The organism is Paenibacillus alba, from assembly GCF_013204855.1.
Lineage (GTDB): Bacteria > Bacillota > Bacilli > Paenibacillales > NBRC-103111 > Paenibacillus_E > Paenibacillus_E alba.
In genome coordinates this window covers 230,070-245,386 of record NZ_JABMKZ010000006.1, presented here as the reverse complement: position 1 = coordinate 245,386, position 15,317 = coordinate 230,070, and the positions used below count along the sequence as shown (strand labels likewise).

The 15,317-nt window shown below is 45.2% G+C and carries 16 protein-coding genes; 2 read left to right on the top strand and 14 right to left on the bottom strand.

What is annotated here, in order from left to right:
- Nucleotides 1-11 precede the first annotated feature (11 nt).
- The 6 genes from HQN90_RS11350 to HQN90_RS11325 form a co-directional block, all read right to left on the bottom strand.
- The gene (locus tag HQN90_RS11350) at nucleotides 12-1,724 is read right to left on the bottom strand and encodes a hypothetical protein (protein ID WP_173218264.1); all 1,713 of its coding nucleotides are present in this window, start codon (nucleotides 1,722-1,724) and stop codon (nucleotides 12-14) included.
- A gap of 20 nt (nucleotides 1,725-1,744) precedes the next feature.
- The gene (locus HQN90_RS11345) at nucleotides 1,745-3,028 is read right to left on the bottom strand and encodes an efflux RND transporter periplasmic adaptor subunit (RefSeq protein ID WP_173218262.1); all 1,284 of its coding nucleotides are present in this window, start codon (nucleotides 3,026-3,028) and stop codon (nucleotides 1,745-1,747) included.
- 43 nt (nucleotides 3,029-3,071) lie between these two features.
- Nucleotides 3,072-3,737, bottom strand: coding sequence for a CpsD/CapB family tyrosine-protein kinase (locus HQN90_RS11340; RefSeq protein ID WP_173218260.1), 666 nt, complete (start codon nucleotides 3,735-3,737; stop codon nucleotides 3,072-3,074).
- Nucleotides 3,718-4,485 (bottom strand): YveK family protein, encoded by a 768-nt coding sequence (locus HQN90_RS11335; protein WP_173218258.1) that lies wholly within the window; start codon nucleotides 4,483-4,485, stop codon nucleotides 3,718-3,720. The genes HQN90_RS11340 and HQN90_RS11335 overlap by 20 nt, the downstream gene beginning before the upstream one ends.
- A 207-nt stretch (nucleotides 4,486-4,692) precedes the next feature.
- Entirely contained in the window at nucleotides 4,693-4,989 is a 297-nt protein-coding gene (locus HQN90_RS11330) for a helix-turn-helix domain-containing protein (protein ID WP_173218256.1), read from the bottom strand.
- On the bottom strand, nucleotides 4,986-6,008 hold the full coding sequence (locus HQN90_RS11325; protein WP_173218254.1) for an HD-GYP domain-containing protein: 1,023 nt from the start codon (nucleotides 6,006-6,008) through the stop codon (nucleotides 4,986-4,988). Before HQN90_RS11325 ends, HQN90_RS11330 begins: the two co-directional genes overlap by 4 nt.
- Nucleotides 6,009-6,269: 261 nt before the next feature.
- Between HQN90_RS11325 and HQN90_RS11320 the strand changes: the two genes are divergently transcribed.
- Nucleotides 6,270-6,926, top strand: coding sequence for a hypothetical protein (locus tag HQN90_RS11320; protein WP_420851045.1), 657 nt, complete (start codon nucleotides 6,270-6,272; stop codon nucleotides 6,924-6,926).
- A gap of 137 nt (nucleotides 6,927-7,063) precedes the next feature.
- Here HQN90_RS11320 and HQN90_RS11315 read toward each other — a convergent pair whose 3' ends face one another.
- From HQN90_RS11315 to HQN90_RS11300, 4 genes are read right to left on the bottom strand one after another with little or no spacing between them, the layout of a single operon-like run.
- On the bottom strand, nucleotides 7,064-8,008 hold the full coding sequence (locus tag HQN90_RS11315; RefSeq protein ID WP_420851044.1) for a DUF1861 family protein: 945 nt from the start codon (nucleotides 8,006-8,008) through the stop codon (nucleotides 7,064-7,066).
- Nucleotides 8,009-8,027: 19 nt separating this feature from the next.
- The gene (locus HQN90_RS11310) at nucleotides 8,028-9,107 is read right to left on the bottom strand and encodes a mannose-1-phosphate guanylyltransferase (protein WP_173218252.1); all 1,080 of its coding nucleotides are present in this window, start codon (nucleotides 9,105-9,107) and stop codon (nucleotides 8,028-8,030) included.
- Nucleotides 9,100-10,209: a glycosyltransferase gene (locus tag HQN90_RS11305; protein ID WP_173218250.1), complete on the bottom strand. Its 1,110-nt coding sequence runs from the start codon at nucleotides 10,207-10,209 to the stop codon at nucleotides 9,100-9,102. The genes HQN90_RS11310 and HQN90_RS11305 overlap by 8 nt, the downstream gene beginning before the upstream one ends.
- A complete protein-coding gene (locus HQN90_RS11300; RefSeq protein ID WP_173218248.1) occupies nucleotides 10,209-11,390 on the bottom strand; it encodes a glycosyltransferase family 4 protein in 1,182 nt (393 codons plus the stop codon). The genes HQN90_RS11305 and HQN90_RS11300 overlap by 1 nt, the downstream gene beginning before the upstream one ends.
- A 322-nt stretch (nucleotides 11,391-11,712) precedes the next feature.
- Here HQN90_RS11300 and HQN90_RS11295 point away from each other — a divergent pair, with 322 nt between their 5' ends.
- A complete protein-coding gene (locus HQN90_RS11295; RefSeq protein WP_173218246.1) occupies nucleotides 11,713-12,291 on the top strand; it encodes a 50S ribosomal protein L25 in 579 nt (192 codons plus the stop codon).
- Nucleotides 12,292-12,332: 41 nt separating this feature from the next.
- On the opposite strand, the gene HQN90_RS11290 is transcribed toward HQN90_RS11295, so the two are convergent.
- The 4 genes from HQN90_RS11290 to HQN90_RS11275 form a co-directional block, all read right to left on the bottom strand.
- The gene (locus HQN90_RS11290; protein WP_079414172.1) at nucleotides 12,333-12,566 is read right to left on the bottom strand and encodes a helix-turn-helix domain-containing protein; all 234 of its coding nucleotides are present in this window, start codon (nucleotides 12,564-12,566) and stop codon (nucleotides 12,333-12,335) included.
- A 90-nt stretch (nucleotides 12,567-12,656) separates the two neighbouring features.
- Entirely contained in the window at nucleotides 12,657-13,025 is a 369-nt protein-coding gene (locus HQN90_RS11285) for a response regulator (protein ID WP_173218244.1), read from the bottom strand.
- On the bottom strand, nucleotides 13,018-14,760 hold the full coding sequence (locus tag HQN90_RS11280) for an ATP-binding response regulator (RefSeq protein ID WP_173218242.1): 1,743 nt from the start codon (nucleotides 14,758-14,760) through the stop codon (nucleotides 13,018-13,020). The genes HQN90_RS11285 and HQN90_RS11280 overlap by 8 nt, the downstream gene beginning before the upstream one ends.
- Nucleotides 14,760-15,308: a heme NO-binding domain-containing protein gene (locus tag HQN90_RS11275; protein ID WP_173218240.1), complete on the bottom strand. Its 549-nt coding sequence runs from the start codon at nucleotides 15,306-15,308 to the stop codon at nucleotides 14,760-14,762. Before HQN90_RS11275 ends, HQN90_RS11280 begins: the two co-directional genes overlap by 1 nt.
- Nucleotides 15,309-15,317 lie beyond the last annotated feature (9 nt).

Here is a 15,317-nt window from a genome sequence, read left to right as displayed (position 1 = left end):
CTGTCGCTCTCCTATCGTTTCCATGTTTGGACAAGTCTTCTTACTTCACCGAAAGGGGTATCAATAATTTCGTACATATGTAGAGATACTGTCGTCTCTAACCGATCCAAATCAAAATTAAGAGTCTGTGTTCCGCTAACCAGCTTATTTTCACCGGTAAATGAGAGAACCTTGGAAGTCATGATTCTGTTCTTCGTATCGACCAACTCAAGTCTCATTTTGGAAAAGCTTTGATCCACGACGACTTCATCCTGCAGCTTGATATTAAAATCTACATTCAGCTTATAGGCATACGGCAAGCTGCCGCCCATGTTGTAATTTGCTCCCAGCGACCAATCATTCATTGTGACTTGAAAAGGGTAGAAAGCTAACGACTTGTCTGACGTTTCTTCCATTACCTTCGTCTTGAAGGCCGCTAACGAAATATTGTAGGGCTCCACGCTCTTATTATCCAAAATCTCCATAATCAACTGCTCCCCGGTTTCCGAGCTGGGGATGATGAAGGAATAATAAATTACATAGCTAATATTCGGGATGAGGGTCTCGACTTGCGTATTTTGCCTTGTTCCCATATATTTATTGCCATTATAACTGGTTAACGCTGCTTGAAATGGCGGAACTTGCATCGGGCTATCGCTATGATTAAGCAGCTTAAACTTAGCAACCGCTGCTTTAAAGCCGCCTCCCGCACTTTCTTGCAGCTGAAGATCCACCATTGAAACGTCAATCTCCGGCCGAATCAGCTTATTAAGTGGGTCAAACCGAATAGGCTTGTTCCATTCATAGGGAATCAATTGATTGACGAAGCTCAGGTTGTTTTTAGCCCCTGGAAGAGTAATCATCAATCGTCCAATTAAAAAGTCTGTTTTTGCTTTCTCATCTGCGAAATCTTCAGGCGTCAGAATGGATAAGCTGCTTAACTCCAATCGGTTCCTAGCCGGAATCGCATAATGAATGTATACCTGTTCATTGGCTTCCAAGAAGGGCAGATCTTTTTCCAACCTTTTACCCGTGTAAACCTTCTTATCGGAAATGCCATTCATCCGGAAATCCGGGATCTTTGCTTTCTTATCCCCTTTATTGGTCACAAGCAAACCTACAATGACCATCGGGCCTTCCGGCGTGTTCTGTTCATTGAGACTGACAGGCTTAAAATCTACAGTGTTGGACAACACAGGAATCGTAAACGTATCTTCCCACTTTTTAGTCACGGCAGGATTGGCAAGGGTAGCTTTTTCTCCCTTCCACTCAATCGCCGAGATCGGGATGGTTAGAATCTTCTGCTCCTGCTTAGGATATACAAATTCATTCACATCGTACCAAGATAGATCAGTCAACGAAAACGTATCATAACGATCGACAACATTCATATAACTAAGCTCTACCGTTTCCTTAGGCTGAATATTTTTCGCATTGGCTTGACTAGCCCGCATGATATATTCCAAGCCGTCTTGCCCTTTGACGCGAACTTCATATTCCGGCACCCCGGTCAAACGGTCGCCATTATTGTAAATACGAACGGTTGCAGCAATTCTGGTTCCATCCGGCGTAGATTCATTCAGAATGCTTTTTACTTCTACCTGAATCGAATCTGTTAAGGAATAGCTTTCTACGGATGTTTGTGTGTATTTCTCATCTGCCGCGACATGAAAGGACGCGGAGGGAATGACCAATGAGGCGGTTAAGACGCAAACGACCATCGTATGTTTCCAGTTTATTTTCAATTCAAGTCACTCCATTTTTATTATTGCTCTTCAACTGCTGTCATGTGAACTTTTTCCTTGTCTCGCAACTGATTAGGGTTAGTTTTCACGACGAGCTCGCCTTCCTTAAGGCCAGCAAGCACTTCTTGATTAGGCTCATTCAGTCTACCCAACTGAACGCTTCGCTTCTCGACGGTATCCCCTGCTAGAACGTACACGTACGCAGCATCGCCTTCTTTGACAATTGCATACGTAGGAACGGTCAGCACAATTTGGTCCTTTTCCTCGCTCATCTGAACCATAAGCTTCATGCCAGGCTTCAAGGCCAGATCCTTGTTAGGTACCTGCAAGTTAATTTCGTAAGCTTTCGTTTGCGGATCAATCACTTTAGCAACATAACTGATCGTGCCTTTCAACATTTGCTTGGTACCCGTAACGTAGTAAGGCAGTTCTTTCTTATCGCTTAAATGTCTTGTTTCTTCTTCTGTCAGTTGAGCTTTAATTTTGATCGGATCTAGTCTCTGAATGATCCCCACCGGAGAGCTTGGCTGCAGTGTCATTCCCGCTTCCAAGGGCATTTCTGTCAACAACCCGCTTACTTGAGCCTTAACTTCGAGATTTTTGATGGTTTGATCGATTTGCTGCAAAGCAATCTGAGCCGTTTTGAGCTGTGTTTCCAGCTCAGAGGTTGCGTCAATCGGTTCGAGCATCGTTGCTTTCTGCTTCAGCTGGTCCAAATCCAAGCGAGCATCCATCATTTGTGTTTCCATTTGATACAATTGAGCTTTGGTCACTAAACCGATATCGTAATCATTTTTCATTTTATTGTAATTGCGAAGCAGACCGGCCATAGCTAGCTCTTTCTTCTGGATTGCATTATTCATATCCAATTTTTGGTTTTCCGTTTCCTTTTTAGCTCTTACCTTCGCTTTTTCAATAGCTTCTTGAGCCGTTTGGACAGTAAGCGCAGCCGTTTCTCGCTGGGTCGTTAACTCCCCTGATTTGAGCTTGACGATAACATCGCCTTCTTGTACCATTTCTCCCCGCTTCTTGAGGATTTGTTCCACATCCCCAGAAACTTTGGAAATGACGTCGAATTGCGCAGAGGACAGCACTTCAGCATTGCGTTCGAGAGGATCTCCGATTTTCTGCTTAATAACTTTAAATACTTTAACGGCCTTCTGACCTTGTTCGTTATATACCGAATTGGCATCGGGATTTAACGGAGCTGTATCTGAGCAACCTGATAGAACGGCAAAGCTCAGCGCCAATATACAGATGGTTTTGACGGGTTTTCTTTGCGGCTTACGTCTTTTTTGTCTCATTAGCTATAAACTCGCTCCCCCTACTTTGATTTCTTGAATATCCTTAAAGATAAGCATCCACATGGTAGTTTTTAATTTCATTCAAAACAATGCCAATCAGCTTGGCTTTCGCCAGCATCAGCTCTTCTTTCACCTTCTTGGCCATTTGGCGCTTCACTTTGCCGTACTCGACAACAAGCAAAACACCATCGCATTTGGCTGCCAGCACTTTGGCATCGGTTAATGTCAAAACTGATGGCGTATCGACAATGACCATGTCATAATTCGCTCTTAATTCGGCTAAAAGGACATCCATCTTTGGGGAAGCCAATAATTCCGAGGGATTCTGCCTAAGCGTTCCCGAAGTCAGTATCGATAAATTTTCGATATAGGATTCCCGAATGGTCTCATTTAAAGCCAATTGGTTCCCTAAATAGTTGGTCAAACCTCTCTCATTTTCTTGGCTGAAAGCCAAGTGGATCGAAGGGTTTCTTAGATCTGCATCTAGCAAAATGACTTTCTTCCCGATCTGGGCATATGCGACTGCCAAATTAATCGCTGTTGTCGTTTTGCCTTCACCTCGGCCTGAAGACGTAACCGTAATGATTTTGGCCTCTTGCCCTAGAGCCGAGCATTCGATATTAAATCTCAAAGAACGGTAGGCTTCTGAAATCGGGGAATGCGGGTTCACTTTCATCATAATTGGAAAATTAGTGGATGGTTTTGGCATATGGCGTTTCCCCTGTTTTTTTTCTAGATTTTTGATTCCGGTTCGTTCGAAGTTCCTTGCCTCGTTCCTTCGCTTTCGGTATGTAAGCTAACGTAGGCGATTCGAAAATTTCACGAATATCTTTGTCTGTTTTCAAAGTATCATCTAGCGCATCTAGCAGAAGGGTAAGACCCACCATCGCAGCTAAAGAAACGATAAAACTCAAAATAATATATTGGTTCGACTTTTGGTTAATGGGGATGGGGTTATCTTGGCTTTTGGCTCTGTTCAAAATTGTGACATTATCAACCTTCATAATTTTGGGAATCTCGGTTTGAAAGACATCAGAAACAGCGTTGGCAATCTTTACGGCTTTTTCATGCGAAAAATGTCGGGCACTGATGGTCATAACCTGCGTTTCATTGAGATTTGATACATTCACGATGGAGATGAGCTGATCTGTGGAAACATTTAAATCGGGGAAGCGTTGAACGACTTTATCCATAATAGCTGGGGTTCTAATAATTTCCTTAAATGTATTCATGAGTGCTAGATTAACACCAATCGCGCCATAATCGATCTGTTCCTTACCGGATTGATCCTGCTCAACTGTTTTGTTGACGATCAATTTCGTCGATGCCTGATAAATAGGTTGATAGTGTGATGTGGTATACATCGCTGTGAGAATGGTTACTGCCAGCACACACCCAACAATAAGCCACATGCGCTTTTTTATTATCATCAAATACTCTTTAAGATTGATCTCCATGATTCCCCTCCAAAGAAGTCTACTTTACTTTGTTCGATAAAGTTCTCCAGAACCTTGATACTATTTGTATCATGTTCTAGTTCTACTTTAAGATACTTTTTGTATCATGTCAATACAATATTTCATTTTTAGGTTCCAAATTGTATCATGCAAAAATGGCAAAAAAAAGAGAGAAACTCCCGTTTCAGGAGACTTCTCTCTTCCTTATCAATTACCTACGGCTGGGATTCTACTAAGTTCATTCGATCGTTTGGAGAAGGATAGAGACTGCTGCAAAAGAAGCGCAAGCAATCGGCGCATGGAGCCAATGCCAATCTTGCTCATAATATTCGCCAAGTGAATTTTCACTGTCTTTTCACTTATACAGCAGCTCTCTGCAATTTCTCGATTCGTATAACCATGAGTAGCAATGAGCCCAAGAATTTCCGATTCACGTTGCGTTAATCCATAACTCGTAAAAAATTGGTTCAAAATCTGATTATCTTCTACCATGTTTGGGTTCATACAACAACTTCCTTTATATGAATATGTCGTTCTCGACTAAGATCTACGAAAATATCATCAATCTTAACAAGCGGGTTTGTGTCATCCGTAGGATTAATATAAACGACCTCTCCCCACCGACCATCAGTAAGCATTACTTTCCTGCCTATCAAATTCTGAATCATATTCGTCAGAAAGACAGATACAATATGAGGATCCAATTCTCCGAAAAAACCTTCCCGCATCCTGCTGACAACTTCGTAGAAAGGCATCATTTCGTGGTACGGACGCTTCGATGACATAGCATGAAAAACGTCGGCAACCGCGACAATACGACTCATCCGATCAATTTGCGTATCTCTGAGACCAAGCGGGTATCCCGTACCGTCTGCCCGTTCATGGTGCTGCAAGGCAACAAGCGCAACTCTGTAGTTAATCCCCACCGTTTCTCTCAGCATGTTATAGCCTCGAATGGTGTGCTGCTTCATTTCATCATACTCATCCGATGTCAATTTCCCCGGTTTCATCAGAATTTCTTCTGAGATCTTGATTTTACCGACATCATGCATCGTCGCCGCCAAGGATAATAAGGCCACTTCGTTGTCTTCCAGATTCAACCATTTACCAATAAGCGTTGATAATATGCCCACACCGATATTATGCTGATGGGTATATTCATCTTTGGCTTTAACCGCCTGAAACAATTGGAAAAGATCGGGGTTTTCTGCCGCCTGTTGAACAATTGGAATTAATTCATTCTTAATTTCTAGCAAGGGAATTTTCTTTTGCGATTGAATACGCTCAAATAAATCTTTGGCATATTGAGAAGCCCTTTGGACAAGGAGTTCTGTAGAATCAAGAGAAGATCCAGATTCACTTTCTTGCTCATCCTCGGTGGTCATGATGTCCATAAGATCAATACGATGCTGTTGGAATAAATCCAGATGCTCCTGGTTGAGAACGGATTTACTTGGTAGTAAGACTAGTCCATAACTTGTAGTGACATCGTATTTCAACTTCTTACCCAATAGTTCTCTCATGGAAGCCCGCTCCAATTATTTCAAAATATAACCTTTTTCAATTATATACGACAATTTACTTTCCATCTATGGGATAGATATCCCGTATTTAAATAGATGAAATAGGATAAAGATCCTATATTCCCACAAAGTAGCCTATCGCATAGGTCTATTGATCTGCTTATTCCTTGAAAGTCGTCACCAACCGTGACATTCGTCTATCCTTCTGCATAGAGTAAGTATTGACAATTTCGCTTTTACTCAAGGAGGAACTTACAGGTTATGACTTCAAAAAAGAAACAAACGGTGCGCAACTTAGATTTGGAGACACAAATCATATCGGAGCCTGAGACGGCAGAATCCAATCGTCCACCTTATCCACAAGCAGCCCCTTACCCATACGGCTATCCCGTACCTCCATACTATGCCTGGGTTCCCACTTACGATCCGCGTGGCTTAGGCGGTATGATTCCCGGTTTAGGCGGCGGAGGCTTCCCTGGCGGGGGTATGACACCCGGGTTCCCTGGGCAGCCAGGAGGATTTCCGGGGCAGCCTGGTTTTCCCGGACAGCCCGGATTCCCTGGGCAACCTGGCTTCCCTGGTGGGGGTTTTCCAGGACCAGGCTTCCCTGGACCAGGACCGGGACCCGTTCCAGGCCCACCACAAGGAGGCGGACAGCAGCAAGCACCTACCTCGCCGCCGCCTTCCTACACACCGCAGAAACCGTTTAATGCCTCCGGGGCAGCCTTCGCGGTAGATCCACGCGGCATCTCTCGTTGCTTGTTCCGCTTTACGTACGTATGGCTCGGCAATGGCCAGTCCTTCTGGTACTTCCCGGTATTCGTGGGCTCCACATCCATCGGCGGCTTCCGTTGGAACGGCTTCACTTGGATGTATTTCGGAATTGATTTGCGCTTTATTGATGCCTTTACTTGTTAAACCAACCTCTTAGAGGCTGCGCCAGAAGGTTGTAATACCTTCAGGTGCAGCCTTTTTTCGAGCAAATCACAAAAAAGAGGCTGCTCCCAAGTAGATTTATCTGCTCGAGGGACAACCTCTTCCGCCTAGTGCTTGCTTCAAGCCAACTGCTCATACTCCGTAAAAGGATCGGCAATTTCCATGTAATGTGCTTCGGTATCGCTGGCACCGACATATAAATCTACTAGGCTGCACGCCTTTCGGACCAACCCTCCGCTGAAGATCACATCGGCTAGATCTGCCCGCTTCGCGGGTCCATCCGGGAAGTCGCTGCGGGTTGCAATGATTTTGACCGGCGACTTCTCCCTCGTCCAAGGATTAAGGACGAAGGACATGGCATGATAATGCAGCCGTCCTTCTTCATCCGTATAGGAGATATGGCCCAGCACGCCAAGATAACCATTTTGAAGCAAATGGATTTCATTAGCGCCGCCCCACTCGTCCTTCAGAAATTGATCGCGGAACAAGGGAGCCTTAATAATCGCTGTTTCCGACAAGTCATCGAACGAATCGAGGATGCTGAATCCAATGACAGCTCGTGTGCCTTCGATGCCGAACGGCCTCGAAAATACGCCAATCCGTCCATCCGATAATGCGGTCAGCCGGATATCTTTCATGTTCCACGGACCTGAAGCGGCATGTTTGAGTTCATGCAGGTTCTCTCCTCGGTAGAGCACGGTTTTCCAGCCGATAATCGCTCTTTTCGTCACCGAGTCGAAATACAGCTCGACGCCACCGAAAATCCATTCGCCATGAATCTGAGTAATGAATGGATCTTGCAGCTGAAATTTGGGCAGATCCAGCTTAGGTGTCCAGACCTCATCCCGGCATGTAAAGAAGATGATTTCGGATTCCTCTGAATCCCTTGCCTCGACCCGGCCTGCGATATAGAGTTCCCCTTCATTCATGAAAGGAGCCGTAATATTGTAGACATCCCGATCGCCGACTCCGGCAAAATGGAGTTTGTGGCCTTTGTGCCGAGCAGGCTGATAGTCCAGCAGCAGTTCTTTGCATGTCTTCGTTTGCCATTCCAATTTCATCATAGGTGACATTCAGCCTCTCTCAGGTGTATTCCAGCATGCCTTTTTCTTTCAACATGGCAACGATTTCCTTGACATCCTGCGCCTTCTCCTTCGAACAGATGAGCAGCGCGTCCTTGGTATCTGCAATAATCAAGCCATCAATACCAAGCGTAGTGATTAATCTATCTTCCCCGTAAATAATGGAATTTCGCGTTTCAATCCCTACGTAGTTCGCTTTCACAATATTCCCGTGTTCATCCGGAGGAAAGATAGCCCCGAGCGCATCCCAGCTTCCGATATCGTTCCAGCCAAAATCGCCTTCAATCACAACAACCTCGTCGCAGCGCTCCAAGATGCCGTAATCAATTGAAATGTTTTGCAGCGAAGGATAAATGTCGTTAATCATTTCTATTTCCTGGCTTGTGCCCATGTACGCCATCAAAGGCAGCATCGTTTTGTAGAGTCTCGGCAAAAATCGTTTGAAATTATCGAGAATGCTCGACGTTTTCCAAATGAACATCCCGCTGTTCCACAAATAGTGACCTGAACTAAGATAGGACTGGGCCTTCGCAAAATTAGGCTTTTCTACGAATTCAGCAACCTCATACACACTGCATGGCTTGCTCATGAACGCTTCATTTTGACAAGAGATATAGCCATAGCCTGTTGAGGGAAACGTAGGTTTGATTCCGATCGTCACGAGCTTACCGGTTTCCATCGCAATCTGGCAGGCATGATCCAGCGTCTTCTTGAATTTATCTTCTTCGGTAATATGATGATCAGAAGGAAAAACGACCATAAGGGAATCGCCATGATGCTTTTCAATAAATAAGGCAGCGAGAAGAATGCTTGCCGCTGTATTCTTGGCCACAGGCTCCGCCAAAATATTGCCGGGCTGGACACTCGTGTGCATGATGCTTTCCAGCAAAACAGCTTGGGAACGATTCGTCACTACGATCGTATTCTCCATAGGGATCACCCCATTGAACCGCTGAATCGTATCATTGAGCATAATATCATTGCCGCTGATATTCAGCAGCTGTTTGGGCAGCTCCTGCCTGGAAAGCGGCCAGAAGCGGGTTCCTCCGCCGCCGGCAAGTATCGTTGCGAATTTATTCATGCTGCATCACCAGCTTAGCCATACAGTAAGAGACGATATTTTCCGAGCCCTGGTTGAGGTTCAAGCCGGAAGCATGGATGCCATCGAAGCAGGCCCCCGTCTGAGCATCAATCAATGATTCTTGACGTGAGTTGCGTCCGTGGAACCAGTCATAGCAAAGCGACGCTTTGGCGTAATAACTGGGCTCTCCTACTACCTTGTAAGCTTCTATACAAGCTAGCAGCATCTCGCATGCCTCGATTGGCTGCTCATCAAATAGAGCTGCCTCTTGACCTCTCGTCAGCCAGCCATGACTGCCAATCGGCTTGAAATAACCTTCCTGAGCGAAGGTAACAGACGCCAAATAGTCCAAGCTTTCCTTAGCCGTTAGTCGGAATTGCTCCGTGTGCTGCAACAGCGATGTAAGCTGCGAGGCCTTGAAAAGCGCCCAAGGCAGCATCGCGTTGCCATAGGTTATACTGTCCTCAAACCACAGCCAGCTATCGCCTTTATTCGCTTGATACTGGGTATGCAGCCGCATTGCCAGCTCCTCCACCAAGGAAGCGATTTGATCTTGCGGAAGAAAATCCGGGTCTTCTTGTTTCATGCTTGGATAAGGAAACTTATAGGTTAAAGCTTGCGACGTTTCGAGCATATGCGTCAACCCAATCATCGCATAGGCCATGGCCCGCGGAGACGTTAAGCTCTTCACATGCGAGAGTGCCTGATTGATCATATATCGGCAAGTATTTTGGATATTATCCGGTACAGATGCTTCCGATAAGGTAAATCCGAGCGCCCATAAACAACGCCCCAGACAATCCTCCGAGCCTACCTGTTCCATGAATACCCGCTGATAATCCATGAAATTCCGAAAGCTGCCATTCTCGTTTTGCGCATGATGAAGAAAGGACGAATAAATCGAAATTAGATTTAGCGTTTTGCTATCTTGACTGCTTTTGTGCAGCATGACAGCAGCGATCAGAGCCCTCGCGTTATCGTCGGACGTGTACCCTTTGGAACGATCGGGGATGCCAAATTTCGTGTGCTGAAAGATGCCGGTATCGTCCGTTAAGCGATGCAAATAATCCGCTGTGAACGGCTTGACCGCCAGCTTCCCCATCAAACCGCACTCCCTTTGATCACAATCCGGCTCGCGATCGTTTCACGAAACAGCGCCGCATAAGACTTGGCAACTTCACTCCACATCATCGTACTTCCGAGCGCTTGTGTTCTGTTCTCCATCTCCAGCTTCAAATCCGGATGGTCCAGAACGTTCACGATGTGCTGCTCGAGTGAAGCTGAATCATGGAAATTGCCCAGCAGTCCGCGGCCATCTGCCAACATTTCCACCGCATAGCGGTAGGGGGTTGAAATAATGACCCGGCCATAACCGATACCATAGGCTAGCGTTCCGCTTACAGCTTGATCCTTGCCCAGATAAGGAGTCATATAGATATCGGATAAGACCAGTGATTCAACGACTTCCTCCTGTGTCAAAAGCTTATCTACAAAAGTGACATGCGCCTCGAGTCCAAGCTTCGACACTAGATCCATCAGCTTCTGTCTATAGACTTCTCCAACTTCCTGCTGCACGACCGGATGCGTTTTGCCCCAAATGATGTATAACGCTTCAGGGTGTTTCGCGACAACGCCACTCATCGCTTCGATAGCGTATTCAATCCCTTTGCCCGGGCTCAAGAAGCCAAATGTCGAAAGAATTTGCCTGTTCCTATACCCATAGCGGTCTTTCAGCTCATCTCTTGAGGCCGTCTCCACGAAAGGAACACCATGATGAAACATCGTGATCTTCTCGTTTTCGATGCCATAGACGTCCTGCAAATCCTGCACTTTATTTTGCACCATCGTAATCACTCTAAAGCTTAGCTCGGCCAGCCGCTTCATAATCAAGCGCTGCTTATCACTAGGTTCCGATAGAACCGTGTGGAAAATGACAACGAATGGAATCTTTAATTGCTCAGCCAGATCCAGTACATACTCACCGCTTTCGCCGCCATAAATCCCAAACTCGTGCTGAATGACAAGCAAATCGATGTCAGAACGATTCAAATCCAGTGCTGTCTTGCTATAATCTGCTCGTTGATGCTGGCTAATTTGTCCTATTACCTGGTTGCCATACACATACGACTTGTTATTGTTAACCGCAATCATACGGGGTGAATTAAAATCATGGATCCGTTCAATTTCATTCATCAAATCCTGTGAAAATGTAGCTAACCCGCACTCTCTGGGCAAGCTTGTTCCCAAAAAAGCGACATTGCGTTTAATCGATTTTAAAATCATTAAAAATCCTCCTATTTTTTATAAATTATTACAAATGAGTGCAAAAAAAAGAAATAAAGATCACTTTATTTCCTACGTAAATCGCTATCCAGTTAACTTCCCTAGCTCTTGCCATTCCGCTCCTATCTGCTGCTTAAACCTTAGCACGACCGTATTTTCTTGTCAATGCGGGCTCGCTAAACGTGTATGCTGTTTGACAAGCGTGAAACTTGTGATAAAATTAACATATGACAAGAAAATATGGTCATTTCCTCGGCTGATTAAACATGATATGGTTAATCGGTCTTTTAGATCTTTTCCCATTCGATTAGGAGGCAACACAATGATGAGCAATTCTATCCAGTTAAACGAACGGGACCAACTAAGCAAGTCGCAAATGAATGTATTGAGAAAACAGGGTCAGGTTCCAGCCGTTGTTTATGGCACTGACGTTGGCAGTATCTCGGTTACAGTAAGCGAAAAGGACATCCTTTCCACTTTGAAACGGAATCCCCGCGCTATTCTTCATGCGGCTATTCCACAAAACGGCAACAAGCCTGTTCTCATTCAAAATGTTCAAAGAGATCCACTTTCCAACAAGATTGTTCACGTCGATTTCTATCAACTGAATATGAATATAAGCATGGATTCGAAAGTTACCATTCATTTCTCTGGTGAGCCTGTAGGCGTTAAAGAGGGGGGAATTCTTCAAGTGGAGTTGTACGAAGTTCAAGTTCGCTGCATGCCTGATAAGCTGCTTAGCGCTTTTGAAGTTGACATTAGCGGGCTAGGTATTGGCGATCACCTGCTCGTTTCTGATCTTTCCTTTCACGAAGGAATTGAAGTGCTGTCCGACGCCACGGCCATGTTAGTGAAAATCTCACATGCCCACGCAGAAGAACCAGTCATCGTTCCGGCCTAAACAAAAAATAGGAATCCTACACATTGTGCAGGGTTCCCTTTTTAATTGGAATGGTCTTCCTCTCCATAATCGACAACGATCAACTGCCCTGGAGTCACCTTAAAATACTTGCAAAGCCGCCATATCAAGTCCCTCGGATACTGAACCATCTCATCTTTATACATCTTTCGAACCGAATCAAAATGGTAATCAATATCTTTGGCCAGCTGACGAATGGAAAGCTTAGGATCTTTTTCTCTCATCATTTCTTTCAGATTACTATGAACCCCCGGCATACCTACACCTCAATTTAATCAGCAGAGTATCTTTTAAGATAATAGCCTGATTCACTGGGCTTGTCTAGGGATGCGTCACTTCAGGTGAATTTATAGTTCTTTTAAATAACCCTGTATTTTGCCTAATAACCTCTCCCACTCAACCGGCTTCGTATCGAAGTCATCACAGCCTACTTCAAACGCCTTATCCCGATCGCTGGACATGGCATGGGCAGTTAAAGCAATAACAGGTATATGCTTCGTCTCCTGCAGCTCTTTCAGTTGTCGGGTCGCGTCCCAGCCATCCAAGACCGGCAGGCTCATATCCATTAAGATGAGATCCGGACACTCCGATTTCGCCGAATCAATGCCTTGCTGTCCATCGACAGCTATCACTACTTGATACCCTTTGCGCAATAAACGACGCGACAACATGTCACGATTCATCTCGTTATCTTCGACTAGAAGTATTTTATACATCGCCTGATTCCTCTTTGGGAGTATGCAATTGGGGTTTCACGATCTGCTCAATCGCAGCGCTGGCAATCAAATGAGAAATTTCCTGCAAAAAGTCTTCCCGTCGAAGGCTCCCCTTTTGCACAATATTTTTCACATATCCGTTTAATCGCAGCCGATCCTCTTCCGTAATATTTTTGGCGGTAACGACCACAACCGGTATGGAGCGCCATTCCTCGCGTTTACGCAATTCGGTCACAAACTCAAATCCGTCCATCGTCGGCATCATTAAATCAAGCAAGATCAATTGCGGCAGCGATTGCGCCACACATTCCAATGCTTGCTGACCATTCTCTGCTCTAGTAACACGATAGCCTTCTTTCTCCAGCATTCTGGTCATCATTTGACTGGTCGCCAAATCGTCTTCAATAACCAGAACCGAATTGGAATGCCGCTCAGATATATACTTATCCAAAATATAAATCAATCGCTCGCGATAAATCGGCTTGGTCAGAAATTCAGAAGCGCCCAGCGCATAACCCAGATTCTTATCGTCTGTCATCGAGATAATAACAACCGGAATGTTCGCCAGCTCAGGATCGTTCTTCAGCATGGCTAATACGTTCCATCCATCCATTCCAGGCATTAACACATCAAGTGAAATGACATCGGGATGCAGCTCCTTCGCCAACCTTATCCCTTCTTGACCGGTTGTGGCCAGGGCAACCTTCCATTCCTCTTTGCTAAGATAACGCTTCATCAATTGCAGCATAGCTGGATCATCGTCAATAACCAACACCGTGCTGGAACCTTTCGACTTTCCCTCGGGACTTTCCAACAAAGAGGCGTTGGCACCAGAAAAATGTTGATCCAAGAGTGGCAGCCAAATAGAGAACGTTGTTCCTACCCCGTATTCACTGTTAACCGTGATTTTCCCGCCCATGATCTGGCACAGCCTTTGACTAATAGCCAGACCAAGCCCCGTTCCGCCATATTTCCTTGTAGTTGAGGAATCGGCTTGTTTGAACGCTTGAAACAATTGTCCGATTTGATCAGCTGTCATACCGATTCCTGTATCTTTCACACGGAATTCAACCCCAGGCACCTCGTTTTCCATCGCATAAGCAGCAGAAAACCAGATTGTCCCCTCTTTGGTGAACTTCCCCGCATTGCTGAGCACATTGTACAAGATCTGTCTAAGCTTAGTAAGGTCCGTCTTCATCGTGCCTTCAGGGTAGTCGACTTCCACACGATTCTTGTTTGTCTCTATCAGAGGGTGTACGGTTGTCACGACATCATGAATCATTGTAGGAATATCACAAGTCTCCAGATAGAGCTCAAGCTTGCCTGCTTCAATTTTAGACAGATCCAAAATGTCGTTAATAAGCGCAAGAAGATGCCTGCCTGCCGTGTTAATTTTATCTAGATCATCCGAAAAGCTTTGCTCACCCAGCTCGTCAGCTTCTTCCTTCAGCATTTCACTATAGCCGATAATCGCATTGAGCGGAGTACGAAGCTCATGGCTCATATTGGCTAGAAATTGGCTTTTGATTTGATTGGCTTCAACCGCTTCATCACGAGCTCTGGATAGCTCTATCGTCCGCTCTTTCACCAATTCTTCGAGTTGATCGTTCAACTGGCGAAGTTCTTGATTCACATAATAGATATCGCGTGTCTTTTGCTCGGCTATTTGTTCGGCTGCTTTGCGTGCTTTCCTCTCGCGCTCCAGCTGCCTGCGCAGAACTTCGATATCCTCCATCACAGATCTGACCCCGCTTGTGTTAATACAAAACGGGCAGAGCTTCCATCTGACAGATTTTCTCTCTGAATGTCGATCTTCTCCCCATAATGGGCAATGCATCCGATAATCAGGCCTTCTGCCAGATCTGCGAACGGTCTTGAAGATTGATAGGTCATAATTAATGTGCCTGGGATAGAGGCGTCATACTGAAAAGCTGGCAATTCTGCATCTGGATACAGCTTGCGCACCTCAACATGAATATAGCTATCAACCTTTTGCAAAAACTCAAAGACGGAGCTGTTTTGCTCCATAAAATAGGGATGCATATCAAGCAGCTGGCTGAATAAATATTCACCAAAAGTTCGTACCAAGTCAGCTACAGGTATGTTCGTACGCCCGCTTAGCTCGATGACAAGCTTGATAATTTCATTGTGGTCATATGTACCCACCGTTGTATAGCTGCCGCCTGATGGCAGCGCAGATGCTTCAATAATGTCATCCGCGATTTTCAAAGAAAACTTACTCTCCACCATTTCAAGAAACGCCGTAAAAACCATACCCTTCATGCATGAACA